At 65.5% G+C, this 23803-nt stretch carries 26 protein-coding genes; 7 read left to right on the top strand and 19 right to left on the bottom strand.

Annotation, left to right across the window (positions count from 1 at the left end; translation table 11 throughout):
* Window positions 1-27 precede the first annotated feature (27 nt).
* The 3 genes from R0232_RS15245 to R0232_RS15235 are packed head-to-tail and all read left to right on the top strand — an operon-like array spanning window position 28 to window position 3229.
* Window positions 28-1029, top strand: coding sequence for a Bug family tripartite tricarboxylate transporter substrate binding protein (locus tag R0232_RS15245; protein WP_208509284.1), 1002 nt, complete (start codon window positions 28-30; stop codon window positions 1027-1029).
* The gene (locus R0232_RS15240) at window positions 1026-2258 is read left to right on the top strand and encodes a Rieske 2Fe-2S domain-containing protein (RefSeq protein ID WP_431512633.1); all 1233 of its coding nucleotides are present in this window, start codon (window positions 1026-1028) and stop codon (window positions 2256-2258) included. Before R0232_RS15245 ends, R0232_RS15240 begins: the two co-directional genes overlap by 4 nt.
* Window positions 2255-3229, top strand: coding sequence for a PDR/VanB family oxidoreductase (locus R0232_RS15235; protein ID WP_431512632.1), 975 nt, complete (start codon window positions 2255-2257; stop codon window positions 3227-3229). Before R0232_RS15240 ends, R0232_RS15235 begins: the two co-directional genes overlap by 4 nt.
* Here R0232_RS15235 and R0232_RS15230 read toward each other — a convergent pair.
* Complete coding sequence (locus R0232_RS15230; protein WP_431512631.1) at window positions 3226-5160, bottom strand: adenylate/guanylate cyclase domain-containing protein; 1935 nt, start codon at window positions 5158-5160, stop codon at window positions 3226-3228. The two genes, R0232_RS15235 and R0232_RS15230, sit on opposite strands and share 4 nt — an antisense overlap.
* A gap of 205 nt (window positions 5161-5365) precedes the next feature.
* Here R0232_RS15230 and R0232_RS15225 point away from each other — a divergent pair, with 205 nt between their 5' ends.
* The gene (locus R0232_RS15225) at window positions 5366-6973 is read left to right on the top strand and encodes a recombinase family protein (protein WP_431512630.1); all 1608 of its coding nucleotides are present in this window, start codon (window positions 5366-5368) and stop codon (window positions 6971-6973) included.
* Here R0232_RS15225 and R0232_RS15220 read toward each other — a convergent pair.
* Both R0232_RS15220 and R0232_RS15215 read right to left on the bottom strand, forming a co-directional pair.
* Window positions 6945-7199, bottom strand: coding sequence for a hypothetical protein (locus R0232_RS15220; RefSeq protein WP_431512629.1), 255 nt, complete (start codon window positions 7197-7199; stop codon window positions 6945-6947). The genes R0232_RS15225 and R0232_RS15220 overlap by 29 nt on opposite strands.
* Window positions 7200-7202: 3 nt before the next feature.
* Window positions 7203-7391 carry a hypothetical protein gene (locus R0232_RS15215; RefSeq protein ID WP_431512628.1) on the bottom strand — a complete coding sequence of 63 codons (189 nt, stop codon included), beginning with the start codon at window positions 7389-7391 and terminating at the stop codon, window positions 7203-7205.
* A gap of 180 nt (window positions 7392-7571) precedes the next feature.
* Here R0232_RS15215 and R0232_RS15210 point away from each other — a divergent pair, with 180 nt between their 5' ends.
* The 3 genes from R0232_RS15210 (at window position 7572) to R0232_RS15200 (ending at window position 10182) form a co-directional block, all read left to right on the top strand.
* The gene (locus R0232_RS15210; RefSeq protein WP_431512627.1) at window positions 7572-7949 is read left to right on the top strand and encodes a hypothetical protein; all 378 of its coding nucleotides are present in this window, start codon (window positions 7572-7574) and stop codon (window positions 7947-7949) included.
* Between the two features lie 34 nt (window positions 7950-7983).
* Window positions 7984-8808, top strand: a complete 825-nt coding sequence (locus R0232_RS15205) for an SOS response-associated peptidase family protein (protein ID WP_431512626.1) — start codon at window positions 7984-7986, stop codon at window positions 8806-8808.
* A 249-nt stretch (window positions 8809-9057) separates the two neighbouring features.
* On the top strand, window positions 9058-10182 hold the full coding sequence (locus R0232_RS15200; RefSeq protein ID WP_431512625.1) for a hypothetical protein: 1125 nt from the start codon (window positions 9058-9060) through the stop codon (window positions 10180-10182).
* A gap of 61 nt (window positions 10183-10243) precedes the next feature.
* On the opposite strand, the gene R0232_RS15195 is transcribed toward R0232_RS15200, so the two are convergent.
* The 16 genes from R0232_RS15195 to R0232_RS15120 all read right to left on the bottom strand — a co-directional run bounded on the left by R0232_RS15195 (window position 10244) and on the right by R0232_RS15120 (window position 23782).
* Complete coding sequence (locus R0232_RS15195) at window positions 10244-10741, bottom strand: DUF2514 family protein (RefSeq protein WP_431512624.1); 498 nt, start codon at window positions 10739-10741, stop codon at window positions 10244-10246.
* A gap of 61 nt (window positions 10742-10802) precedes the next feature.
* The gene (locus R0232_RS15190) at window positions 10803-11345 is read right to left on the bottom strand and encodes a lysozyme (protein ID WP_431512623.1); all 543 of its coding nucleotides are present in this window, start codon (window positions 11343-11345) and stop codon (window positions 10803-10805) included.
* The gene (locus tag R0232_RS15185) at window positions 11342-11746 is read right to left on the bottom strand and encodes a hypothetical protein (protein WP_431512622.1); all 405 of its coding nucleotides are present in this window, start codon (window positions 11744-11746) and stop codon (window positions 11342-11344) included. The genes R0232_RS15190 and R0232_RS15185 overlap by 4 nt, the downstream gene beginning before the upstream one ends.
* Window positions 11743-12147: a hypothetical protein gene (locus R0232_RS15180; RefSeq protein ID WP_057592900.1), complete on the bottom strand. Its 405-nt coding sequence runs from the start codon at window positions 12145-12147 to the stop codon at window positions 11743-11745. Before R0232_RS15180 ends, R0232_RS15185 begins: the two co-directional genes overlap by 4 nt.
* 7 nt (window positions 12148-12154) lie before the next feature.
* Window positions 12155-14794 (bottom strand): SGNH/GDSL hydrolase family protein, encoded by a 2640-nt coding sequence (locus R0232_RS15175; protein WP_431512621.1) that lies wholly within the window; start codon window positions 14792-14794, stop codon window positions 12155-12157.
* Window positions 14795-14806: 12 nt separating this feature from the next.
* The gene (locus R0232_RS15170; RefSeq protein WP_431512620.1) at window positions 14807-17620 is read right to left on the bottom strand and encodes a host specificity factor TipJ family phage tail protein; all 2814 of its coding nucleotides are present in this window, start codon (window positions 17618-17620) and stop codon (window positions 14807-14809) included.
* The gene (locus R0232_RS15165; protein ID WP_431512619.1) at window positions 17617-17985 is read right to left on the bottom strand and encodes a hypothetical protein; all 369 of its coding nucleotides are present in this window, start codon (window positions 17983-17985) and stop codon (window positions 17617-17619) included. The genes R0232_RS15170 and R0232_RS15165 overlap by 4 nt, the downstream gene beginning before the upstream one ends.
* On the bottom strand, window positions 17982-18506 hold the full coding sequence (locus R0232_RS15160; protein ID WP_431512618.1) for a DUF1833 family protein: 525 nt from the start codon (window positions 18504-18506) through the stop codon (window positions 17982-17984). Before R0232_RS15160 ends, R0232_RS15165 begins: the two co-directional genes overlap by 4 nt.
* Window positions 18506-19000, bottom strand: a complete 495-nt coding sequence (locus tag R0232_RS15155; protein WP_431512617.1) for a hypothetical protein — start codon at window positions 18998-19000, stop codon at window positions 18506-18508. Before R0232_RS15155 ends, R0232_RS15160 begins: the two co-directional genes overlap by 1 nt.
* A complete protein-coding gene (locus R0232_RS15150; RefSeq protein ID WP_431512616.1) occupies window positions 19000-21249 on the bottom strand; it encodes a hypothetical protein in 2250 nt (749 codons plus the stop codon). Before R0232_RS15150 ends, R0232_RS15155 begins: the two co-directional genes overlap by 1 nt.
* A 1-nt stretch (window position 21250) precedes the next feature.
* Window positions 21251-21517 carry a hypothetical protein gene (locus R0232_RS15145; RefSeq protein ID WP_431512615.1) on the bottom strand — a complete coding sequence of 89 codons (267 nt, stop codon included), beginning with the start codon at window positions 21515-21517 and terminating at the stop codon, window positions 21251-21253.
* Window positions 21518-21594: 77 nt separating this feature from the next.
* Window positions 21595-21963, bottom strand: coding sequence for a hypothetical protein (locus tag R0232_RS15140; RefSeq protein WP_431512614.1), 369 nt, complete (start codon window positions 21961-21963; stop codon window positions 21595-21597).
* Between the two features lie 3 nt (window positions 21964-21966).
* Window positions 21967-22614: a phage tail tube protein gene (locus R0232_RS15135; RefSeq protein WP_431512613.1), complete on the bottom strand. Its 648-nt coding sequence runs from the start codon at window positions 22612-22614 to the stop codon at window positions 21967-21969.
* A 12-nt stretch (window positions 22615-22626) separates the two neighbouring features.
* Window positions 22627-23073, bottom strand: a complete 447-nt coding sequence (locus R0232_RS15130) for a hypothetical protein (RefSeq protein WP_431512612.1) — start codon at window positions 23071-23073, stop codon at window positions 22627-22629.
* A 2-nt stretch (window positions 23074-23075) separates the two neighbouring features.
* Window positions 23076-23399, bottom strand: coding sequence for a hypothetical protein (locus R0232_RS15125; RefSeq protein ID WP_431512611.1), 324 nt, complete (start codon window positions 23397-23399; stop codon window positions 23076-23078).
* A gap of 11 nt (window positions 23400-23410) precedes the next feature.
* Window positions 23411-23782, bottom strand: a complete 372-nt coding sequence (locus tag R0232_RS15120; protein ID WP_431512610.1) for a capsid cement protein — start codon at window positions 23780-23782, stop codon at window positions 23411-23413.
* Window positions 23783-23803: the final 21 nt, after the last annotated feature.

The raw sequence follows: 23803 nt of genomic DNA, 5'->3' as shown, positions 1-23803 counted from the left end.
ACAAGTACAGCACGACCTGGAGACACGATGAATCCGTTGCGACCCCAGCCGACGCGCCGACGCGCGCTCGGCCTTCTCGGCGCCGTCATGGCCGGCGCCGCCGGCCCGGCCTTCGCGCAGGCCAGCGCGCCGAACTTCCCGACCCGCGTGGTGCGCATCATCCCCTTCGGCTCGGGCGGCGGGCCGATGGACTCGATCGCGCGCATCTACGCCGAGAAGCTCAAGGCACGCTGGAACCAGCCGGTGATCGTCGAGCCCCGGCCCGGCGCCAGCGGCACCATCGCGGCCGACGCGGTTGCCAAGGCGGCGCCCGATGGCTACACGGTGCTGCTGACGCTGCCGCTCACGCACATCAACAACGTGGTGCTGCAGCCGCGCCTGCCCTACGACCCGGTGAAGGACTTCGAACCGCTGTCGCAGCTCGCGACCGGCGGGCCGATGCTGATCGCGCGTGCCTCGGCGCCGTTCTCGAACGTGCGCGAGTTCGTCGCCTACGCCAAGGCGCACCGCGGCATCAGCTACGGCACCTGGGGCAACGGCTCGAACGCCCACCTGTTCGGCGAGCTGCTCGCGCGCCAGGCCGGCATCGACCTGATCCACGTGCCCTACAAGGCCGAGGCGGCCGCGCACAACGACCTGTTCGGCGAGGCGCTGGGCGTGGCCTGGGCCAACCCGGCCACCGCGCGCGGGCTGGCGCAGGCCGGCCGCATCAAGGTGCTGGGCATCACCGGAAAGCGCCGCGTGCGCTCGATGCCCGAGGTGCCGACCTTCGCCGAGCAGGGCTTCGCGGGCTTCGACCTCGACAGCTGGATCGGCGTCTACGCGCCCGCGAAGACGCCGCAGCCGGTGCTCGACGAATGGGTCGCCGCGCTGCAGGCAGTCACGCGCCAGCCCGACGTGCAGGAGCGGCTGGCCGGCTTCGGCTTCGAGCCGCTGGGCAGCACGCCGGCCGAGTTCCGCGCCGGCCAGAAAGCCGATTTCCCCCGTGTCGCGGACCTGATCAAGGCCGCAGGAGTCACCCCCGAATGAGCACCGTCCTTCCCCCCTCCTCTTCCTCTTCCGCGTCCGGCTGGCAGCCGGTCGCCTTCGACACCGGCACCGCCTACGGCCGCAAGCCGCCGAGCCACAAGGCCGAGCTGACCGAGGTCGGCGCCGGCACGCCGATGGGCGAGCTGCTGCGGCGCTACTGGCATCCGATCGGGCTGGCCGCCGATGCCACCGACACGCCGCGCCAGGTGCGCGTGCTCGGCGAGGACCTGATCCTGTTCCGCGACAAGGGCAGCCGGCCCGGCCTGGTGCACTGGCGCTGCGCCCACCGCGGCGCCTCGCTCTACTACGGCCGCGTGGAGGAAGGCGGCATCCGCTGCTGCTACCACGGCTGGATGTTCGACGTGCAGGGCCACTGCGTCGACCAGCCCTGCGAGCCCGAGAACGGCGCGCGCACGCGCGGCCGCGTGCGCCAGCCCTGGTACCCGGTCGAGGAGCGCTACGGCCTGGTCTGGGCCTACCTCGGCCCGGCCGAGAAGAAGCCGGTGCTGCCGCGCTACGACTGCCTGGAGGTGCTCGACGGGGGCGAGACGCTCGAGGCCGACGACAACAGCATCGGCGGCGGCGGGCCGCGGATCATTCCCTGCAACTGGCTGCAGCACTACGAGAACGTGGCCGACCCCTTCCACGTGCCGGTGCTGCACGGCAGCTTCAGCGGCACCCAGTTCGTGGCGCTGATGGGCCAGATGCCCGAGGTGAACTTCGAGAGCACCGAGACCGGCGTGATGATCACCTCGATCCGCCGCCTCGAGGACGGCCGCGTGTTCCGCCGCGTGGCCGGGCCGGTGCTGCCGACCCTGCGCGTGGTGCCGAACCCGCGCGTGGCGGCCTATGGCCGGGTCGAATCGATCGGCTGGGTGCTGCCGATCGACGACCACAGCTTCCGCATCTACACCGTGGGCCGGGTGAAGGAGCCCGGCGATCTCGCTCGGGTGCGCTCGCGCCTCAACGGCAAGCTGTGGGAGGAGCTCAGCGAGGAGGAGCACCGCCGCTTTCCCGGCGACTACGAGGCCCAGGTGAGCCAGGGCGCGATCACCGCGCATTCGGAGGAGCACCTGGCGAGCTCCGACCGCGGCATCGTGATGCTGCGCCGGCTGCTGCAGCGCCAGCTCGACGCGCTGCGCGAAGGCCGCGACCCGGCCGGCGTGAGCTTCGATGCCGAGGCGCCGCCGGTGCGCTTCGAGGCCGGCAACTTCCTGCAGGGCGAATGAGCGCGGCCATCGAACGCATCGCGGTGCGCGTCGCGCGCAAGACGATCGAGGCCGAGGGCATCGCGGGCTTCCGGCTCGAGGCGGTCGACGGCGGCGCGCTGCCGCCCTTCGAGGCCGGCGCGCACATCGAGCTGCTGCTGCCCGGCGGCCTGGTGCGGCCCTACTCGCTGTGCAACCCGCCCGCGCAAGCGCCCGGCCACTACGAGATCGGCGTGCTGCGCGAGGCGGCATCGCGCGGCGGCTCACGCGCGCTGCACGAGGCGGTGGCCGAAGGCACGCTGCTGCAGGTCGGTACGCCGCGCAATCTGTTCGCGCTCGATGAAGGGGCCGATCACAGCCTGCTGCTGGCCGGCGGCATCGGCATCACGCCGCTGCTCGCGATGGCGCACCGGCTCGCGGCGCTGGGCCGCGACTTCGCGCTGCACTGCTGCAGCCGCAGCGCGGCGCGCGCGGCCTATCGCGCGCGGCTGCGGGCGGCGGCCTTCGCCGAGCGGGTGTTCTTCCACCACGACGACGGCCCGCCCGCGCAGCGCATCGACCTGGCCGCCACCATCGGCGAACCGGCGCCCGGGCGCCATCTCTACGTCTGCGGGCCGAAAGGCTTCATCGAGGCGGTGCGCGCCACGGCCCGCACGCAGGGCTGGCCCGAGGCGCGCGTGCATTTCGAATGCTTCGCGGGCGCGCTGCCACCCGTCGAAGAGGCCGGCAGCTTCGAGGTGCAGTTGCGCAGCAGCGGCCGCGTGGTGCGCGTGCCGGCCGCGCTCAGCGTGGTGGACGCGCTCGCGGCCGAGGGCATCGAGATCCCGGTGTCCTGCGCCCAGGGCGTCTGCGGCACCTGCCTCACGCGCGTGCTCGAGGGCGAGGTCGCGCACCACGACCTCTTTCTCACGCCCGCAGAGCAGGCCGCGAACGACCAGTTCCTGCCCTGCTGCTCGCGTGCGCGTTCGCCGCGGCTGGTGCTCGATCTCTAGGGCGCCTCGTTCTCCTCGAGCAGTTCGTAGAGCACCATGCGCGTCTGCCGGCCGCGCAGCGCCACCTGCTCCTCGATGCGGCGCGTGGGCAGCCGCCCGTTCAGGCCCGCGTGGGTAGCTTCGGACATCAGCGTGCGCGTGCCCAGCTCCTTGTTGCTGCCCTCGATGCGGCTCGCGGCGTTGATCACGTCGCCGAGCGCGGTGTAGGAGAGCCGGTCGCTGGACCCGAGCACGCCGGCGATCACCACGCCCGTGTGCATGCCAATGCGCGTGTGGAAGGGCTGCAACCCCTCGGCCTGCCAGCGGCGGTTGAGCTCGGCCATCTCGGCATGCAGCTCGCGTGCCGCGAGGCAGGCGCGGTACTCGGCGTCGGGCAGGTCGAGCGGCGCGCCCCACAGCACCATGATGCCGTCGCCCATGTACTTGTCGACCACGCCGCCATGGCGCGCGAACACGCGCTGCGCGAGGTTGAAGTACTCGGTGAGCTGGCGCACCAGTAGGTCGGCCGGCAGCGATTCGGCGATGCTCGTGAAGCCCTCGACGTCGGTGAACATGGCGGTGATGCGGCGCGGCGACCCGCCGGGCGCCAGCGCGTGGCCCTCGGCCACGAGCTGGCGGATCAGATGCACCGGCACGAACTTGCTGAAGGCCCGCAGGCTGCGCGCGGAGTCGTCGAGCGCCTGGTTCAGGTGCTGGATCTCGAGCACGCGGCTGGGCTGCTGCGGCAGGTCGTCGAGCTCGAGCCGGCCGATGCGGCGCGCGGTCTGCGACAGCTTCTCGATCGGCGCGGTCACCAGCTTCGACAGCCGCAGCGAGATGAAGAGCGCGAACGCCAGGAAGGCCAGGGTCAGCAGCAGGCCCCAGCGCACCAGGCGCTCCACGCCGGCGAGCAGCGCGGCCTCGGGCTCCCAGCTGATCAGCTCCCAGCCCGTGGGGCCGATGCGCGAGGACTCGACCCGGTAGCGCTCGCCCGCATGGGTGACGACGAAGCTCTCGTCCTCCACGTTCTCCGAGATGCCGTGGGCCAGCATGTAGGCATGCACCGCGCCGAGCACGCCGCCCTCGGGCCATTGCAGCGCGCGCACGGGATCGGGATGGTCGCTGCGCGCGAGCACGTGGTGGTCGTCGCTCAGCAGCACGCTCTCGCCGGGACCACGGCTGCCGAACTGGCGCACCAGCGTCGACAGGTGGCCCAGCGACAGGTGGCCGACCACCACCATCGACTGCAGGTGCCGCCCCTCGTCGTCGAGCCGCTCGGCCGGCTGGGCGTAGCTCACGCCGAGCTCCTCGCCGTCGGCCAGGTGGAACGGTGGCGTCCACACCGGCGCCTTCCGCGCCAGCGCCTCGCGGTACCAGTCGCGCTCGGTGGCGTCGTGGTCGCTGCGGAATGACTCGATGCGCGTGGTCGCGAAGCGCTGGCGCGGATCGCCGCCCTCGATGTCGACCGAGCGCTTGTATTCCCAGGTCTCGGTGCTGAAGGCCGGGTCGCGCACCACCTGGCGGATCGCCGACACGGGATAGCGCTCGGCCATCAGCAGGTGGCCGTCGTCGCTGGCCACGCCGAGGCTGTCGAGCTCGGAGGCTTCCTCGAGCATGGTCCACAGCATCTCGGCGCTGCGCTCGCCGTCCTCGCCCAGCGGATGCAGGCTCGGCGAATCGCCGATGGCGTGCACCACCGCCTGGGTCTTGGCGAGGAAGGCCAGCACGTTGTCCTCGATGCGGTCGTGGCTCACCTTGTGCGCCGACTCGCCGACGCGCGACACCAGCCGCTGCGCGCCCCAGTAGCCCAGCGCCACCAGCAGCAGCGACTGGACCAGCGCGACGGCGCAGATGATGGTGCCGACGTCGACCCGGAAGCGGCGCAGGCGGGTCGCGGCCGGGGGCGGCCGGGTGGCCTCCTCGGAGGCCGCAGCGGTAGCAGCGTCTGCCATGTCATTCCCTTTCGGCGCGCTCGTGCGCGCCCTCGTTCGTTGTGGCGCGGATTGTCCCGGACTTCGCGGAATGCCCCCGGTACGCCGCGACGGGCCTAAAATGGCGGTTCGCTAGGGGTGTTGGGTCGGCTTGCCGTCCCGGCTGAGAAAGTCCCTTTGAACCTGATTGAGGTAAGCCCTACGCGCGCAAAGTAAACTGGCTCGCATGACGGCCAAGGTTTACAGCTACATGCGTTTCAGCGACGCCCGCCAAGCCGGCGGGGCGAGCTCGGAGCGCCAGGGCGCCTACGCCGCGGCGTGGGCCAAGGAACACGCCCTCCCCCTCGACGAGACGCTTTCAATGCGCGACGAGGGCCTCTCGGCCTTCCACGAGAAGCACGTGAAAAAAGGCGCACTGGGCGTCTTCCTGAAGGCCGTCGAAGATGGCCAGGTGCCCGCCGGCTCGTTCCTTGTCGTCGAAGGCCTCGACCGGCTCTCTCGAGCTGAACCGATCCAAGCGCAGGCCCAGCTGACAGCCATCATCTCGGCCGGCATATCGGTCGTGACGGCCAGCGACGGCAAGATCTACAGCCGCGATCGGCTGAAGGCCAATCCCATGGATCTCGTGTACAGCCTGCTGGTGATGATCCGCGCGCACGAAGAATCGGACACGAAGAGCAAGCGAGTGCGCGACGCTATCCGCCGGCAATGCCTCGGGTGGATCGCAGGCACGTACCGCGGGCTCATCCGCTATGGCAAAACGCCCGGCTGGCTGCGCGTCGTCGACGGCCATTGGGAGATCATCCCCGAGCGTGCCGAGGCGATCCGTGTTGCCGTGGACCTGTTTCGCCGCGGGATTGGCACGGGGCAGATCGCCAAAACGCTCCACGACGCCGGCATGTCGACGAGCGACGGGGCCCCGACTTCGGGACACCTGGTCCGTCTGCTGGCCAGCCCGGCGCTCAAGGGCGAAAAGCACCTGGTGCTCGAGCCTGACACGCACGTGCTCAAGAGCTACTACCCCGCCGTCATCGATGCAGACGTGTGGACCGAACTGCAGCAGCTGGCCGGCCTTCGCAGCAGGCAGCACGTGAAAGGCGAGATCCCTTCGTTGCTCACCGGCTTCGGGGTGACCGTGTGCGGCTATTGCGCCTCACCGCTGAAGAGCCAGACGATGGCGAACAAGCGCCGCATCGACGGCACTCTGGCCGACGGCCACCGCCGGCTGCAGTGCATCCGAGTGAACAGTGGTGAGAGCTGTGCGGTGAAGGGATCTTGCTCCTCGGCACCGATCGAGCGCGCCCTGATGCGCTACTGCTCGGACATGGTCAATCTTCAATCCCTTTACGACGGTGATCGCAGCGCGCTCCCTCGTAGCGAACTGGCGGTGGCGGCGGCCCGGCTGCGGGACATCGAGACGAAGCTCGAGCGCATCACCGAGGCATTGCTCGAGAGTGCCGACGGTGCGCCGGCGACGTTCATCCGACGCGCACGAGAGCTGGAAACCGATCGCGATCTCGCCCGCGATCGAGTCCGGCAGGCCGAGCGTGCATTGTCGGAAGCCGCGCGATCGGACCTCACCGGAGCCGATGAACGGTGGAAAGCCTTGATCGAAGGCGTCGACAGCCTCGACTACGAAGCGCGCATGCGTGCCCGCCAGCTCGTGGCCGACACCTTCGAAAAGATTGCCGTGTATCACCGTGGGATGCGGCCGGCTGATGATGACCGATTCATCGACCTGATCCTGCAGGCGAGAGGGGGCGGTGCTCCGCGCCTGCTGCGGATCAGCAAGAAGGGCGAGCCGCTCACCGCCGAAGAGGTCGAAGACGACTGAGCGGGGCGAGCCAGCCTATCCAGATCCCGCGCAACCAGGCGAGCCCGTAGAGCACGCTCAGGGCGAAGACGCCCCACTGGGCGCCCTGCCAGCTCGCGTACAGCCAAAACGGCGTGCCGGCGATACCGAACAAGCATGCCCACCGCCTGCGCGCTTCCCGGCCGTCCTGAGACAGCCAGGCGGCCACGAAGCCGAGTACCGCGATGGCAAGCTGCTCGAGCGGCATGTACTACTCCAACTCGTTGACCGGCCGCAGCCAGTCCACAGCAGCCTCTCCCGGCGGCATCGCTCGCAGCCTCGGATCCTGCGCCAGGTCGCGCGCCACATCTTCAAGCACCTCCGGGTCGACCGTGCGCCACTGCCGCTGCAGGCGATGGGCGCAGGCCTGGATCCAGAGCGTGTCGGAAGTAGCGAACATGGGCGAATACTACTGTATATTTAAACAGTGTCAATTCAGCCTGCGCATCACTACGAGGTCTTCCGCACCCGGCATGAAGGGCGAAAGCTGCCGTCCGAACAGGCTATCAAGCACACCCACAGAATCGGCGAGCTGTTCTACCGGCATCGCGTCTGGGATCCTCGGCCGGGGCGGAGCATCATGATCGCGATGCTCCTTCAGCCCGATGGCGAGACCTACGTCATCCCGCCACTCGATCGAGCGCGAGTGCGGGAGATCCGAGGCGGAACCCTGATCAGCGGCGTCGAGGTCATCGCGCGCGGCCATGGATCAAAAAACATCAAGTCCGACGACTACCCGCAGACCTGGTACTGCCGACCGGTCCGGGTGACAACCAGCGCATTCGAGGGGGACCCATCCCCCTTCGGCAACCCAGCAGAGGCACGGCGCCGAGCTCGCGAGCTCGAGCTCGAGGAGTCCCTGCACGCACGCGAGATCGGCGATACCCTGACGCGACAATCAAGCCGCAGACCAGAGCGGTTTACCGGAAAGCCGGACCGAAGCCCAGGCTACTTCTGACGCCCGGGCGACGTGCACAACCTCGGGAGCGAACATGTGCAGCAACTACGAGGCCGTGACTCGCGCCGATCGATTGCTCTCATTCTTCGACGCCAGGCGCGAAGGTGACGAGAAATCGATCATCGCTTTCCCGACCGACATGGCGCCGTTCATCCGGCTGGCCGAAGACGGGTCAGGCAACCGCCTGGTCAACGATGGACACTTCGGACTGGTTCCGACGTACGCGAAGGAAGTCAAGTACGGCCGGCGCACCTACAACGCTCGGTCTGAGACCGTGGCGAGCAAGCCCAGCTTCCGCAGTGCGTGGCGCATGGGCCAGCGCTGCATCGTCCCCGCCGAGGGAATCTACGAGCAGTACTACGAAACTGCCGACTCAGCTCCCGTGCGTTGGCGCATTCAGCAGCCCGGTGAGGTGCCGTTCGCGATCGCGGGCGTGTGGGAAAAGTACACCGAAACCGCGACAGGCAAAGAAGTCTTCAGCTTCGCGATGCTGACCGTCAATGCAGACGGCCACCCTGTCATGAGCAGGTTTCACAGGCCGGGCGACGAAAAAAGGATGGTGATTTTTCTCGACCCGCACGAGCAGGACGAGTGGTTGACCTGTCGCGTCGACCGGGCAACGAAGTTTTTCCGGCAATGGCATGGGCAACTCGACACGTTCCCGGCGCCGCTGCCGCCACGTGCGCCCACGCCAAAGAAGGCGGCAGCGAGGGATGCAAAGCCATTGGCGGATCCGACCGCGCAGCTTTGGGAGTTCGAAGACCCACCGCAATCGCACAAGCCCTCGCGCGCACCGAAAGCCACCGGGGCTTCGAGCGCCCCGCCGGCGCCGCCAAATCAACCAAGTCTGTTTGATTAGCCGCGTTTGTCCCAAGCCGCCCACTGCCACGTCTCGATAAAAGTCTGCAGAGCATCGCTGAGCTTGGGAAATGCCGGAGCGCAGCAATCCACGCGTCCAACTTTCAGTCGCCTCCCGGGGAAGCAACTGACACCAACTCAACGAGCAAAGAATTTTTGCGTGCCCCGCATCGGCCAGCAGCGATCATTAAGGTAGAGTGCGGTGCTTGACCGCACTCCGCTTGAGTTAATTTTATCTGAGGGCTGAATAATGGCCGACCTAAAGCTGGTGGAAATATCAAATTCGATTTCTCAATTAATCGAACTTATAAATAAGATCGCCGGGAACATGGGGCAACCTTATTCCGTATTTTCCGACACCGTCGCGGCACTCACAACCCTCAAAGAAACGATTGAAGAAGTTTCAAGCAATAAAAATCAACACTTCATTGGCGCCGAATACATCTCCTTGGATTACTTGCAGCAGAATCTAAAAAAAGATCAAGAAGAGCTCGCGAAACTTGAGCAGTCACCTGTTTTCTCAAGTCTGCATAGCTATATACAGTATCTTCCTGACAGATACAGTTTCCATAACAAGTATTGGAATCTTCTAATGCTTCTCGATGGCCCCGAAATACTTGAAGGCGACAGCGACGCCCTCTCAGGTACAGACACGACGCCCGGTGACAAATATCTCGAGGGAATTGCGCGCCGGAGCAAACGGTTGAACAACGCCATCGAAAAGGAAATTGACGCTTCGCAAACGAGGGTTCATCAACTGGAGTTGGACTATGCCGCGACCCTCACAGATCATACGATTGAAGCTAAATCTTCTCTAAAGGCCCTAGTCGATCTAATCAACCTCTATCGTGGCTATGAGAAAAATTTTGATGAAACGATTGGGAAATCCAATCGAATTCAATTGGAAAGTGCGTTTCAGAAAAAAGCAGATTCACTCAATGCACAAAAGTGGTGGTGGGGCGCAGGACTATTGGCGGCACTGGCATGTATGACATTGAACGCATATAAAATCCTTTCCGCACCTCCCGCAGACTTGACGTGGCAATTGCTAGTTTCGCGTGCGCTTCTGACGCTCCCATTGATTTGGGTAGCATGGTTCTGCGCGAAGCAATTTGGGTACACCTCTCGCCTGCAAGAAGATTACTCTTTCAAAGTCTCAACTGCTCGCTCCTATCTGGGATACAAAAGTGAGGCCGACATAAATGAACAGCTAAAAGCTAAGCTACTGGAATTGACGCTCACCACATTCTCCGAGAATCCGCTTCGAATCTACAAAATTCCAAGCGACGCGGGTACACCGCTACAGGAAATTGCGGAAGGCTTTGCGAAGTTGAGAAATTCGGTCAGCAGCGATTCACAAAAAGGCAACAAGTGATATTCACCCCGGATGAACCGAGTTTCCGAAAACTGCCCGCCTTCGTTGCCTCTCGCCTGAATCATTGGATGGTTAGCGCGCCGTAGGATCGCTCGCAGGCAATGCCGGCGATCCGGAGCCGGTCAGCATGCTCTGCCAAGACGCCCGCGCGCTCGTCAGCCCGGCGGAGCACGTCGGCCAGCACTCCGATGGCGTCGGCACCAGGGTCGCCCGGGCTTCTGGGGGCAGTGCAGGCACCCGCGCGGGCTCGACCGGCTGCGCTGGCGGCCGCGCTGCGCACGCCGTCAGCAGCAGCGCGAGCACCGCGCAGGTCGTCTTCCAGGGTCGTGATTCGGGCATGAGCATCGGTGGCCTCCTTCGTGACGGCCGCGGCGCGGCGCTGTTCTTCGGTGCGCTGCGCGCGCTCGGCCAAGCGCTGGCTTTCGGCATCGGTGGCGCGCTGGTCGGCCGCCGCCTGCTCGAGCCCTGCCACGCGCACGGTCTGAAGGCCCAGCAGCGCCATCAGTAGGCCGACCAGCATCAGTTTCCAGTTAGCGAGCAGCCAGGTCAGCGCAGCCACGGGCAGCTCCTTGCGCGGTGGCCTTGGCCGCCACACAGGCAGCACCAGCGTCCGTCGGCGGTCATGGGTATCGCGCCTTGGCCGAGTCGATGGCGCTGCGTGCGTCGCCGCCCAGGAACACCAGCAGCTCGGCCTCGCGCCGGCGCTGCAGGCCCTTCATGACCGAGCCGCCGGCCATATTCCACCGCGGGAACTGGCTGGCCGCGCCGGCGTAGTCGCCCGCGTTCAGCAGCCGGACCAGCGTCGAGGCGCTTAGCGCCGCGCGGCCAGCGTTGTAGAAGATCGAGACCAGCGCATCGAACTGACGCTGCGTCAGCGGCACCAGCACGGCCTTGCGCACCGCCGGCTCGAACTCCAGCGCCATCCGGCGCGCGAAGCGCTGATTGGCCTCATCCAGCGTGATGCTCAGGCCGTCGACCACATCCGGGCCGGTGTCGCCCCATCCGATGGTCCAGGGAGCGCCGCTCAGCCCTGCCGAGGGGCGCCCTGCCCGCTCGGCCTTGGCGCGAGGCGATGCGGGGTCAGGGTAGGCTCGCAGCCGAAGTTCTTCGTAGTAGTGGCAGATCTCGGTGCCGTCCGGGCCGAGGTGCAGGGATTCGTTCACGATCGTGCCCTCCTCGCCTTTAGCCGCTGCCAGAGCGCGCCGGCCCTGGCGCGCTGTCGGAGCACGTAGAGCTCGATGCGCTGCACGGGCGCCAACGACTCGAGCGCCAAAATGTCGGTGGCCTCGTCCGGCGCCACGTCGCCGGCCCACGCCCGCGCGCTGCATAGCAACACCACGACCAGGCTGTAGGCCAGCAGCACCATGCCCGGGCCCGGCCATTCGCCGACCAGCGGCAGCAGCACCATGCCCCACGCGATGGCCGACCAGACGGCGTACTCGACCACCACTGGCCACCGCGTGTTCTTGGGCATCGCATTGAGCCGACAGCCAGCGATCACGAAGATCGCGGCACTGGCGGGCCAGATGGCAAGGGCGTAGAGACGGGCGATGTCCCAGGTCATGGCGTGTCTCCCCTGCTGCCGCGCGCCAGGTCGATGGCCTTGAAAATGAACCGGACGATGGCCCGGAGCAGCTTGGGCCAGTCGTCACCGATGGCGCCGATCAAGAGCGCCACCGGCGTGATCAGCACGCGCTCGGTGAGCGAGCTGTAGTAGCTGCTGCCGATGCCGGCCAGGCTGACGGTGATCAGCACGGCCAGGCCGGCCACGCGGAGGAAGTACCAGAGCGCCGCGGCGCGCGAGGTCTTCTCGCGGCGCTTGAGCGCGAAGGATGCGCCGATGACCGAAGCCAGCACGATCACGATGTAGGGGCCGACCACCGCGGCCACGTTGGGCGCATAGACCAGGCCGGCGAGGAAGATGCCGAAGCCAACTGCATCGGTGACCGAAGGCTGTCCGTTCATCGCCGCCTCAAGCCACGTTGGCGACACACGCAGTCACCGCGGTGGCGTACTGCGCACGGCCAATAGTTTCGAAGTGCACGCGATCCGCGATCGTGTTCACCTTCGTGTTGTTGTTGGCCGAGAGATCGGGCGGCGAGCCCGTGTAGGGATAGACCCAGTCCTCGGAAATGAACGGCCAGACGCCGACCACGAAGAGATTCGAGTAGGTTCCCGACAGCGCGGCCACGTCCTTGATGCAGATCTCGACCCACGGAGCCGTCTCGGCCAGCCAGCGAGGATCATTCACGCTGTCTGCGCACCACGACGGCGCCGGGATGATCAAGATCTTCACGCTCGGCAGATCCGCCTTGATCGACTTCACCATGATCTCCAGGCCCAGCCGCATGAATTGCAGCCGCTCGGCCTGGCTGTATGTGCCACGGTCGAGGTTGATATCGTTCGTCGACATCGCGATCGTGATGATGTCCGGCGCGGACACGCTGTGCTGTGTGCGATACCAGCCGAAGTCGAAGATGTAGAAGTTTCCGGTCTTGTCGGGGTCGTCGGTGTACGAGAGTTCTTTCTCGGCTCCGGTGTTGCGGAAGCACCAGGTCGGCGTGTTCGTAGTGTCGGTGCCGGTCGCGAGCCGCAGGAAGGGATTGGCGAACTTCGTGGTGTCGGGCCCAGCCGGCGCCAGCGTGTGCGGCGTCGGCGTTCCGCTCACGTTCGACAAGTTGTCCTTGCCGATGAAGTTGCGGTAGGCCCAGAAACCGCGCCCTTCGCCACGCAGGCTGTTGGTGCTGGCCGAGAAGTAGGTCCCTACCGGCGTGACCGTGGCGCCTTGGGCGTCGATCTGGGTCTTGAGCTCGGTGACCATGCCCTCCTCTGTGAGCGAGTCGCCAAAGGCCAGCAGCTTGATCGCCTTGCCGGCCAATGCCCCCGGCGCGGCCACGGCGCGCGTGATCGTCTTGATGTAGCGCTTGTCCGGCTGCGCGTTGTGGCGGTAGCCGAGCCGGAACGTCGCCCCGAGTTGCGCGGGATCGATCTTGATGGAATCACCAACGGGCTGGAAGCGATCCACGACAGAGGTGCCGCCAGTGTCGAGCCAGAACGCGATGTCCGTGCGGATCATGTTCTGGTAGTCGGCGAAGCACGGCGCGCGGAACAGGCGCATTGGCGTGCTCGGCAGGAAATACATCGTGTCCGGCAGGATCATGCGCTGCACGAGCGGATCGAAGGCCGCGCCGCTGCTGCTGGGTACCTCGTTGCCGCTTGCGTTGATGAGCTTGACCTGACGCCGCGAGTCGAGCGGCGCATCGAGTTTCTGGCCGTAGACCTCAGCAACCACAGCGCTACCAACTGGCGGGACACCGCTGCCCGCGGCCATGGCCCCCATCACTCCTGTCGCTTTGTTCACGTAGACCCACAGCAACCCGTTCAGGAACGGCATGGTGAACGCCACGCTCGGCTGAGAAGTCATCGAGCGATAGCCATCGCTCCAGATCACCACACCACTGGAACTGATCAACGAAAGCGTGAGGGTGGCAAGGTTGATCGTAAGCGCTGCGTCCACGAAGTACGCACTGGCCATCGTGCGCGCGGGGTCCGTGTACTCCGCCCCATTCGTCATGATCAGCGTGATATTGCTGGTCGACGGCTTGTAGAGCACGTTGTTCAGCACCACCGCTAGCAGGGGGTGGTTCAGGGGAGGCGGCGCACCGAGATTCCACGCCGATAGTGCACCAGTCACCGGATGCGCATGTATAGAAACTAGGCCACTCGGAGCCGAGATCGGCACACTCTGCCCAGTGGGAATCTCCAGAAAGCCGCCGTTGTTATTGCGCTTCGACGGCACATAGCCGGCGGCACTTGTTGAGATTCGAAGGGTTGGGCCTTGCATGTTGACGACGACGGCGCCGCCAATCAACGGTCGAAACGGCTCCATCGGTCCTGCGAGTCGCTGGGCCTGTACCACCACGATTCGGCTGTCAGGATCGTCTGCAATCAGGCGCTCCTTGTAGAGATAGGCGAGCAGGACTACACCAATGGGCATGACGGTGCCTATCCCGACTGACATGCCGCCAACACCGGTCGCAGGGTCGTAGTACAGCCGCATGAAGACACCCGTGTCCGCTGCAGTGAAATTGATCACCTGCGGATTGAGAGGCAGTCGACCACTGCGAAGGAAAAATGCAGATCCCGCTGCGATCGTCACGGCCTTTGCCGTCATATCCACTGTGATCGTGGACTCGGGGCTGATCGTTGCCAATGGGGCATACAAAACAGCCTGCGCTGTCGCGCCGGGGCCGCCGATCGGCGTTGCCACGGACGTACTGGTCTTCGTGTATGCCTGCCATGACCCGTCCGCCAATGGGGCGGCAAACCGTCCCCCTACAGGAATGGTGGAATCAGCTAGCGCGATCTCCTTGCTGTCTCGCGAGTTCGTCAGCGCAATGGCCTGATCCCGTGCCATCTCAGTGGCAACCTGCACGTCCAACACCTCGCCGAGGACACCGTGCTCACCTATGTACGCTTCCACGCCAGCAAGGGTCCGACGAGTGCGACCCAGGCGGTCTACTGCAGTGACCTCTTCAGAAGTCGCAAACTCCTTTATGAACTCGACATCGATGTCGGCCTCATTGAGGTCCGGAATGGACGGAAATGGCATGTCTTCCTCTGCTCAATTGATGATGGAGGCCTTGGGCGGAATCGGCTCCCCGTCCATGGCGTAGTAGCTGTCGCTGTAGTTCACGAGCTCGAGCTCGACGTAGTCGCCCTTGGGCCGCCCGATTCGCTGGACCAAGTACGCCTGGCGCTGGCGTGCGCTATCGCTGGCGAATGAGAAGATCGTGCGAATGCCGTTGGCACTGAGAGCGGTCACGATGGGTTCGCTGGGCACGCTTTGCAGGACAACTTTGTTCGAGGCGGACCCGGCCACGACTGCAATGCTTTCGGGGGTTCCGTCACGGCGCATCAGCACGATGCTGTGATCAGCACCATCCTCGAAAGCAACGTCCCGGCTGAGCACCAGCTCGAGACCAGCCTGGCCGATCACTTCGCCGTCGTAGGCCTTGAACCGCGTGTTGTCGACCACGTCGACGCGAGCATTCGGCAGCAACGCACGCGCATCGGTCGTCACGCTGGTGCGGCCGGTGATGCGCTGCCCGATCAGCTTGCGGTACTCGCGGTTGACGCGGATCCAAGCCTGCGCGAAGCTGCGGATGCCCGGGATCTCGAATTTCTTCAGCTTGGTGTAGCTGCCATCGGCTGGCAGTCGGATCGTCTCTGGCTGCTCGGTGTCCGGATCCTGGTAGACGAACTCGATGCCGTCGTAGCCGCCATCGTTGGCAAAGGTCCGCACGAACGTCTCAGCGTTGGGTTCCTTGTTCCGATGCGTGAAGAGCGCCGTGCTGTAGGGTTGCGCGCGGTCGAAGCTGAGGCGGATCTTTCCGTTCTGCCGATAGGCGATGCAGGCGCCGGCGTTGGCCACGGTTTGCACCGTCTCTTCGAAGCTCATCGAGTCCGAATCGAACGTGAAGTTGAAAGTCGGCAGCTCGGGATGCACGCCGTACGCGAGATCGACCTGTGCAGACATCTGCACCATGTCCAGGTCCGACAGCTGCTGGTTTCCGATCTTCGGATCGAGCGCGAGCGCGGCGATCACATCGTGCAGATAGGCGGTCGGCTCGAGCGTGCCGGACACGTGTCGACCCTCTGCATCGAAAGCGCCGGAGAACCCGCTGCCGGTCCAACGCGGTAGCAGCCGGGTCGCGATGCAATTCAACTGCCGGCTGCGCACCGCGGTAGCCCGCTGCGTGGCCTGCGTGACTGTATGCACCGTGGTCTTGTTCCCGAAGTGCAGCTTGTCCACCGGCGACACGCTGTACAGGTCGGCCCACTTGATTTCGTCAATCAAGGTTCCCGGGTAGTCATACAGGTATGGCGTTCGGCGACGCATGCGGACTCGTGCGGGGCCTGTCCAGCCGGTCACGCGCTCCACCGTCTCGCCCAGCAGGTCCGACACTGCGCCGCCGATTGTGCTGATGATGGTCTCGACGTTGCCCGTCGGATTGAGCGAACCGTCCAGTTGCTCGATCTGGATCTCGAACTCCACCGCAACCGGCGACTTGCCGCCGGCGTCCGCATACAAGCCCTGCGGCGCGATGATGTTCAGCCACACCTGCGTGCGGTCCAGCTCGCGCAGCGTGATCTGGTCGGTCCAATCGCTCAGGCCGTTCGCGACCGATGCATTCACGAAGGTGCCACCAGTGCCCAGGTCGAGCTCATAGGCGAACACCGATCCGCTCAGCACCACCGCTCCGTCGCGCACTTCGATGATTGTCCGCGTGCCCGAGAACGAACTGAGGTCCGGCGTAGCGAGGACCGTCACCTGGTCAGGCAGAACGCGCACTTCGTCGATTTGACTGCCCGAGGTCACAGTGATGAAGCTATCGTCCGGTGCCTTGGTCGCGACCGTGAACGTGCCGTTGTTCTGAGGGCTGAACCAGCCGGAGAACGTGACCTGATCCCCTGGGCGCACGCCGGTGAACATCGATGGGACCACGCCCAGGTCGATGTACTTGCGATCGACGCCGATGCACTCCGCCTCCTGGCTCACCGTGTAGGACGTGTCGAACGGCGCGATCGTGATGGTCTGCCCGACCTCGGACACCGAGTTGAAGTTCGGCTTCTTCTCTTTCTGCTCGAGCACGTCGTTCCCGCCGTAGCCCGGAGCACTGCCAGGGATGAACTTGTAGCGGTCGGCCGCCGAGAGTTGAATCTGGTTGTAGGCCTTCAGTGTGAAGCCATCGGTCTCCACCGACCGACGGACCGACATGATCGTGTCGATGATGGCGTCACCGATCAGCAGCTGCGGCGCATCTCCACTGTTCGGGCTCGTGAATGGACGGTAGATCGCCGCACTCGAGCCGGTGATCGACGAGATGAACGTCTCGCCATCCTTGACGTCGGTGATCTCGAGATAGCCGCGGCTGATGCAGTAGTACCCGTACTCCACCTGCCGACTGCCGACGTACTTCGTGTACGTCGTCATCATCACCGAGGGGATCGCTTTGACCGTTCCGATAATGTCCTCGACGCGCTGCAGCATCCGCACCTGGTTCTCGCGCGCACCCAGCGCGTTGTTCGGACTCTGCTGCGTGCGGTTGACGTTCGACGGCATGCGCGGCGGCGGGAACAGGATCGAGGTGACGACTTGAAGCGCGACGCTGACCAGGAGGGTCTTGCCGATCGCGATCAATTCAGCGCCGGTGCCCGGGCTTTCGAGAACAACGTACTCACCCTCGCTGGCATGCAGCAGTGCATCGAAATCGTGAGTGATCTCCGTCGCCCCGCTCGGCTCACCGCGGAAGACCTGCGCATTGATGCGGCTTGGAACCCAGTAGCGATCGAGCAGCCACTCCGCAAGGTTGTCGGTCTCGAAGATCTTGGGCGCTACCGGCGCCAGGGGGTGGTCGTAGACGCGAATTCTCATGCACGCCCCCAGAACTGCATCAGCGAATAGTTGTCGGCGAGGCTGGCCAGGTCCTGGAACAGGTTTCCGTCAGGCAGCGCATGCAGCACGCTGCCCTGATAGAAGATCCCGCAGTGATGCAGCCCCAGCCGGATGGACTTGCCCATCAGCACGAGGCACAAGTCCTCGGGCTCCGCGATCTGCTCGAAGCCGTGTTGCCCCTTGTGCAGCGCGATCCGGAAGGTTGAGGCGATCTCCCGGATAGAGCTGTTGATGGTTCGGAACTCGGAGACGCCTTGTTGGCGCTCGGTAGCGTAGACGTCCGCCACGAGCGCCCAGCAAGGCGGGTTCGGATACTGCTTGGCCTGGTAGTGCGCCACGTTCATGTGAAGCTCCGGAGCATAGGCACGTCGCGCGGCGCGTAGATCTCGCCGGTCCGTGTGATGTTGAGCCGCGGCGAGATCGCGGAGATCGTCGCGGCACCGGCGTTCGACGACACCGACTCGACCTGCAGCAGCGCCGTAACGGCGGCCTCGGTCAAGTCATCGCTGAGGTACTCGCGATAGACCGCACGCACCCGTTGATTGGTGTCCAGCGGGATGCGATCCATCTCACCACCGAACTCGTCGCTGTTGTCGACCGTGTCCAGCGTGATCTCGTAGACCTGGTCGAGGTTTCCCTCGGACCCGGCGAGATCGATCTCGAGGTTAATCGGCAACACCTCCACTTCGCTGGTGATCAGCGTGAGCGGATCCTGCACGGTGACCTGGCCGACGTACGGCTCGGCCCACAGGTGCCACACACGTGACATTGCCGGGTGGCTGAGTTCGAGCACCTGGATCGCGCGAACGTTCGCCGGCGCGGAGGCCAGGTACATGCGAAGACGGGTCGGGAGATCGAGTGCCATCAGAAGTCCAGCACCAACGTGTCGACGTTGGCGAACTGCGCCAGGCGGGCCAGCAGAGCGTCGAGATCGGTGCCCACGCCCTCCCACAGATCCATGAGCGCCTGCGCGTCAGCATCGGAGTACTGGTAGGCGGCCGAGGTGGCAGTGACGACGAACGACACGGACCACAGCGCTCCGCCGCCCACAGGAACCGCCGAATAGCTGCCCGGCACCATCTGACATTCGTGCGGTTGAGGGCCCGTGCCGCTGTTCAGATCCATGGAGAACGGGTAGGCACCGTTGCGGATGATTCGCTGGTACCAGACCGTCCACACGCCCAGCTCGAGGTCATCGAAGATCAACGTGGCCTGGAACAACTGCGGCCCACGGTCGTACTCGAGCCCGTTGCGCGGGGCGCCGCCGGCGACGCTGGTTGATCGCACGCCGGACGGCGATCCGATGTTGTAGCCCTGCACCTGCGGGACGAAGCCGCTCGGAATGGTGGCCAAGGTCATCAGTCGCGCCTCCGCGATGCGCCGGTGTGAGCGGCCAGCGCCTTGCTGAACTGGCTGTTCGGGTTGGCGATCTGGCGCGACATGTAGTCGTCGACCTGGCGGATGGTGAGCACGTCGCCCTGCGGCGTGCGATCGAGGTTCGCGATATCGACCCGGCCGTTGGTCAGGTTGTTGACCGTCAGAGAGCCGCTACGACCGAGTTCGTGGTTCGGAACGATCGTGCCGTCGGTCTTGGGTACAAACACCTCGTGGCCGCGCTCGCCTACGAGATAGGCCTTGCCCGCGGCCACGGGACCGCCGTCAGCGCGGGTGCCAGCGAGGCCGGTCACCGAGTAACCGTTCTGGCCAGAAAGACCGACAACCAATGTATCGAGATCGCGTTGCTGCGCGGGCGTATATCCCCCGCCTCCACCCCCAAGCAGTGCGCCACCGGCAGTGCGAAGCAATTGGCCGAAGATGCCGTCTCCCTCCCCGCCTTTGACCAGGTCACCGAACATAGCGCGCGCGATCCGTGCAGCGGCAGCCTGCGCGACCATGTCCTGGACCATCTTCAAGAAGCTCTTGCCGATGTCCCTGAAGTCACCGTCGAGTCCTTCCTTCAACCTCTGGCCGAGGCTGTCTTGAATATTCTCTGCAGCCTGTTTCGCAAAGTCATCGGACTGGCCAGCCAGCTCGCGCAGCCGCTTCTCCGCCGCGGTCAACTCGTCACCTTCCTTGGAGATCGAGCGCGCATAGGTCTCCGCCGTGATCAAGCCATCACGCCGCAGGTCGTTCAGATGCGCAACCGCAGCGTTGTAGGCCTCGAGCGGCGTGAGCGTTTCCTGGTACAGCCGCTTGGCTTCGTCCTGCTCCGCAAACAGGCGCCGCTGCCGCTCCTTCTGGTCCTCGTCCGCCTTCTTCTTCAGATCCTCGACTTCCTTTAGGTGGTCGATCTCGGCTGAGATCGTCAGGATCTGCTGCTGCTGCGCATCCGTGATCTCGCCGCCGGCGGTGCGGATGCGTTGGATCTCCGCCAGTGAGATCTCGACCTGGCTGAGCTCCTTGACCTTCTCTTTCTGCTTCGTGAGGCTGTCGATGTAACGCTTGGCCGCGGCCTCGTCGTCCTTGGCCTTTTTGCCGGCCGCTCCACCGTCGCCGATCACCGGAGCGGCGCCGCGGCCATCGGGAATCACGGGATTGAAGCCTCGGTCTTCCTTGCGCTTCTGCGCGGAACCGTTCGGGTCTGCCGAATCTGCCAGCCGCTTGAGGTCGCCGCTCGCTGCCGTTGCGATCCGCTGCTGTTCCTCGATCTTGCTGCGATAGGTGGCGAGCCGCCGCTGGGCCATCTCGTTCGTCGGGTCTCGCTGCAACTGCAGCTCGACGCCGTTCATCTGGCTCTGAAGGCGCGTCATTTCGCCGATGGCGCCGCGCGCACGACTCTGCGCCTGGCCGATCTCGTCAAGACCCAAGGTGCGGGCGACACCACCGCCCATAGCGACCAGCACTGCATTCAGGAGACCGCCCTCCTTCTTCGCCTCGAGGATCTGGTTGGTGATCGCCACCAGCGACTTGAGCAATGGCCCACCGACCGCGATCGCGGCCGCTTCCGATGACAGCTTGAGCTTCGTCAGGTTGTCATTGAAGTCGGCCGCATCCTTCGCAAGCGACCCGCTGTAGATCGCACCGAGCTGCTCCGCCTCGAGGCGCAGTTTCTCGATGCCCTCGCGACCCTGGTTGAGCAGCGGGATCATTTCCTGGCCGCTCTTCCCGAAAAGGCGCTGGGCATCGGCGGCCTTTTCGGGCCCGTCGCTGTAGGAAGCAAACCGGTCGGCCAGATCGCCGAGCACCTGGTCTTGGCTGCGCAGCGTGCCGTCCGCGTTCTTCACCTCGACGTTGAGCGCCTTGAAGGTGGCCGCGGCTTCCTTGTTTCCGCTCGCGGCCTCCGCCATCAGTTTGCTGAGACGACTGACGCCGCCGGCCAGCACCTCGAAGGGCGTACCAACTGCTTCGCCCGCGAACCGGAGTTCGCTCAGCTTCTCGACGCTGATGCCGGTCTTTTCCTGCAGGTCGTCGAGCATGTCGAGCGTGTCGATCGCACCTTTCGCGCCGACAAGCGCGAAGGCACCGGCGAGCGTGGTGCCCACGGCCGCCATGCCCGTCTGGACCGCGGCGGCCTGCCGCTTGAGCCCGTCGAAGCCGCGGCTCGCGCTCGCGAACATCGCGGCGGTCTGGTCCTTGCCCGCGAGGATGATCTCGGCACGAGTCACCATGTCAATGCCTCCCTCTGCGGCGAGCGTTCATGGCCTTCACTTGATCGACGACGCTGGGCCCGCGAGACGCGGACGACTGCGACGACGGTGGCGCCCAAGGATCGGGCCCGAGAAAGTGCGCCGCCGACCAGGGCTTGCGGTCCTTTCGCGTGCTGGCCCCTTGCATCGTTGCGGCGAGCAGCGTTGCGTGTTGCAGCCGCCGCGATTCCGGATTGAAGCCCTCGAGCTCGTACATCACCTGCCATTGCGCAAACTCCAGGGCGCTCATGCGCCGGCCCAGTTCTTCGACGGTGCTTCCCAGATCCCGCGCCAGGACGAAGGCGAATCGCAGCGCGGGCTGGGCGGCTAGTTTTTTTTGACGGCTTCCGGGTCTCGTCCCGAGAGGCGCAGTGCGATGCCGAAGAGGTGGAAGGTGAGCCGCCGATGTGCGCCGCCGAAGACGTCCCATTCGTCCATCGACAGCACGGGCATGCCCTCGTCGTCCACCACGCAGGCATTGAGCATGCGAGGCACGATCAACTTGCCGGCGCGCGTACGCGCCTGTTCCTCGGATTCGCCCTCGAGCGGCTTCGCAGCCTTCTCGTTCAGATCGTCTAGCGCCATGCGCTCCGACATCAGCAGGCCCCGTACGACGACGTCGCCACCCAGCGGCTCGCACGGTTCGATCTGCTGCGGCAGCACGGGCTTCCGCACCGAGTTGCGGTTCACGACCATGGGTCAGGCTCCCGGGTAGGCCTGCAGCCAGCCGCGCACGTTGATCTTGACGGGCGTAGTGACCGCCCCACCCGCGCTGCCACCCGGCGCCATGCTGGTGCTGGGCAGACCGGCGAAGAGCACCGTGGTTCCGTCGAGGAATTTGAACCGCACCGCGAGGACACGGCCCTTGCGCGCGCCGACCTGCAGGGCCAGCAGGGCAGGATCTGCGACGTCCCACAGAGAACCGAAGCCGTAGACCAGCGGCGACTCGGCGCCCGGCTTGTTGAAGCCGCGCTTCATGTGGATGGTCTGGATCAGCACGTCGCTGGTCTCGCCACCCGACGGCGTCACGTCGGTGAACGTGTTCGCGCTGACCCCGAAGGTGATCTTGGCGGCCGAGCCGGAGACGAACGTGCCGTTCATGTCCGTGGCGTCGATGCCTTCCGCGACGAACGACGTGTCCGCGATGACCGTCGCCACACGCACCACGGCATAGTCGAGATCGCCCATGCCCTTGACTCGCAGCAGCACGATATCGCCAACAACGAACTCGTGATCAGCGGAGACGACGGCCGGATTGGCCTTGGAAATGCCAGTGATGGCGACGGGTGCGCCGAGAGCCGACTGCACGTCGACCTGCACCTCGGACCAGATCTGAAAATCGGACATGTGAGTCTCCTGCTAGAGGGGTTGGTCCGGCGCCCCGCGCCGGGTGAAATACTGGGTCTGCCAGGCCTGCTCGCGCGCCGCCAGCACGCGATCGCCCTCTCCGCTGAAGCGGATGCGCGAGCCAGTGAGGGCGGTACGCCCGGGCTTCGGCGCCGCGAACGTGGAAGCTCCAAGTACGCGCTCGATCTCGAGTCCGAGGGCGCGGGCCTGGGCCCCGTACCCCTCGCCGTGGGCCAGCACGGCCGTCACCAGCACCGACAGCACGCGCGATTGCATGCCGTTGACGGTCTGCGGGTCGGATCGCTCGCCTTCCTGGCCTTCCTCGATCAAGATCGCCGGCAGATCCTCCGCTTCCAGCGGATCCACGCGATCGAGAAACACACGCGAGCCGGCCGCCGTGCTGGCTGCGAGGAGCGCGTCGCGAAAGGCCTCGAGGATCAACTGCTGCGCGTGGACCATGCTCAGGCCTTCCGAAGTGCGTACACGATGAATCCCGCGCCATCCGGGTCGCCGCGGCCCACGAGGAACTCTTCCGAGACGGCCGTGACGGGGTTCACCAGCACTACGGCCGTGTTCTGCCGGAGCTTCTGTGCATCGGCCAAGGAAACCGTCAGGCGCGGCTCGGTGGCCTCGGCCAGGCCGTCCAAGGCCTCGACGCCCGCGGCCTCGTAGATCCCGCCGAACTCCGCGGCCACCGGCGCCGACACCACCACACGGCGATTCGCGACGCGGCGCATCACCTTCGCGTTGAGGCGCGACTCCAGAGCGGCGAAGTTGACGGACACGAGATCCTCGATCAGGCCGCGAGCGTTCCCGGCACGCCGGTCAGACGAACGAGCAGCGTCGTGGCGCCGTTGCCGGCGCCAGCGAATGCCACCGCGGCCGCACCCGAGACGTCGCCGGCGGCGGGGGCCGCCAGGTTGTCGTCGAAAGCGCCGGCCGACGCATCCCAGACGAGGGACTCGCCCTGCGCGATCACGGCGCCCGCGACTTTCGGCAGGCGGTGCACGCCGTCGATGGCCACGGAGCCGGTCGCGCCGATCGCGATATCGGTCAGCGCCACGCCGATAAGCTGGCCGATGCGAACGACGGCGCTGCTCGAGATCTTGGCGCCGGAATTGTTCGTGAAGTCGAGGACATGCCCCGGCTGGACGTAGGTGGTGGTCATGAAGGTTCCTTTCGAACGGAT

It is taken from the genome of Variovorax sp. DAIF25 (genome assembly GCF_050711835.1).
Classification (GTDB): Bacteria; Pseudomonadota; Gammaproteobacteria; order Burkholderiales; family Burkholderiaceae_C; genus Variovorax.
The sequence above is the reverse complement of the archived record's forward strand: the minus strand, read 5'-3'. Positions and strand labels throughout refer to the sequence as shown.

Bases quoted from the DNA above. Each gene is read 5' to 3' on its own strand.
- R0232_RS15120 (WP_431512610.1), bottom strand. From the start codon at position 23,782: ATGACCACCACCTACGTCCAGCCGGGGCATGTCCTCGACTTCACGAAC.
- R0232_RS15220 (WP_431512629.1), bottom strand. From the start codon at position 7,199: ATGCCGCTCGAGCAGCTTGCCATCGCGGTACTCGGCTTCGTGGCCGCC.
- R0232_RS15150 (WP_431512616.1), bottom strand. From the start codon at position 21,249: ATGGTGACTCGTGCCGAGATCATCCTCGCGGGCAAGGACCAGACCGCC.
- R0232_RS15175 (WP_431512621.1), bottom strand. From the start codon at position 14,794: ATGCCATTTCCGTCCATTCCGGACCTCAATGAGGCCGACATCGATGTC.
- R0232_RS15185 (WP_431512622.1), bottom strand. From the start codon at position 11,746: ATGACCTGGGACATCGCCCGTCTCTACGCCCTTGCCATCTGGCCCGCC.
- R0232_RS15205 (WP_431512626.1), top strand. From the start codon at position 7,984: ATGTGCAGCAACTACGAGGCCGTGACTCGCGCCGATCGATTGCTCTCA.
- R0232_RS15130 (WP_431512612.1), bottom strand. From the start codon at position 23,073: ATGGTCCACGCGCAGCAGTTGATCCTCGAGGCCTTTCGCGACGCGCTC.
- R0232_RS15235 (WP_431512632.1), top strand. From the start codon at position 2,255: ATGAGCGCGGCCATCGAACGCATCGCGGTGCGCGTCGCGCGCAAGACG.
- R0232_RS15145 (WP_431512615.1), bottom strand. From the start codon at position 21,517: ATGAGCGCCCTGGAGTTTGCGCAATGGCAGGTGATGTACGAGCTCGAG.
- R0232_RS15155 (WP_431512617.1), bottom strand. From the start codon at position 19,000: ATGACCTTGGCCACCATTCCGAGCGGCTTCGTCCCGCAGGTGCAGGGC.
- R0232_RS15230 (WP_431512631.1), bottom strand. From the start codon at position 5,160: ATGGCAGACGCTGCTACCGCTGCGGCCTCCGAGGAGGCCACCCGGCCG.
- R0232_RS15245 (WP_208509284.1), top strand. From the start codon at position 28: ATGAATCCGTTGCGACCCCAGCCGACGCGCCGACGCGCGCTCGGCCTT.
- R0232_RS15180 (WP_057592900.1), bottom strand. From the start codon at position 12,147: ATGAACGGACAGCCTTCGGTCACCGATGCAGTTGGCTTCGGCATCTTC.
- R0232_RS15135 (WP_431512613.1), bottom strand. From the start codon at position 22,614: ATGTCCGATTTTCAGATCTGGTCCGAGGTGCAGGTCGACGTGCAGTCG.
- R0232_RS15165 (WP_431512619.1), bottom strand. From the start codon at position 17,985: ATGAACGTGGCGCACTACCAGGCCAAGCAGTATCCGAACCCGCCTTGC.
- R0232_RS15240 (WP_431512633.1), top strand. From the start codon at position 1,026: ATGAGCACCGTCCTTCCCCCCTCCTCTTCCTCTTCCGCGTCCGGCTGG.
- R0232_RS15170 (WP_431512620.1), bottom strand. From the start codon at position 17,620: ATGAGAATTCGCGTCTACGACCACCCCCTGGCGCCGGTAGCGCCCAAG.
- R0232_RS15140 (WP_431512614.1), bottom strand. From the start codon at position 21,963: ATGGTCGTGAACCGCAACTCGGTGCGGAAGCCCGTGCTGCCGCAGCAG.
- R0232_RS15225 (WP_431512630.1), top strand. From the start codon at position 5,366: ATGACGGCCAAGGTTTACAGCTACATGCGTTTCAGCGACGCCCGCCAA.
- R0232_RS15200 (WP_431512625.1), top strand. From the start codon at position 9,058: ATGGCCGACCTAAAGCTGGTGGAAATATCAAATTCGATTTCTCAATTA.
- R0232_RS15210 (WP_431512627.1), top strand. From the start codon at position 7,572: ATGATCGCGATGCTCCTTCAGCCCGATGGCGAGACCTACGTCATCCCG.
- R0232_RS15215 (WP_431512628.1), bottom strand. From the start codon at position 7,391: ATGTTCGCTACTTCCGACACGCTCTGGATCCAGGCCTGCGCCCATCGC.
- R0232_RS15160 (WP_431512618.1), bottom strand. From the start codon at position 18,506: ATGGCACTCGATCTCCCGACCCGTCTTCGCATGTACCTGGCCTCCGCG.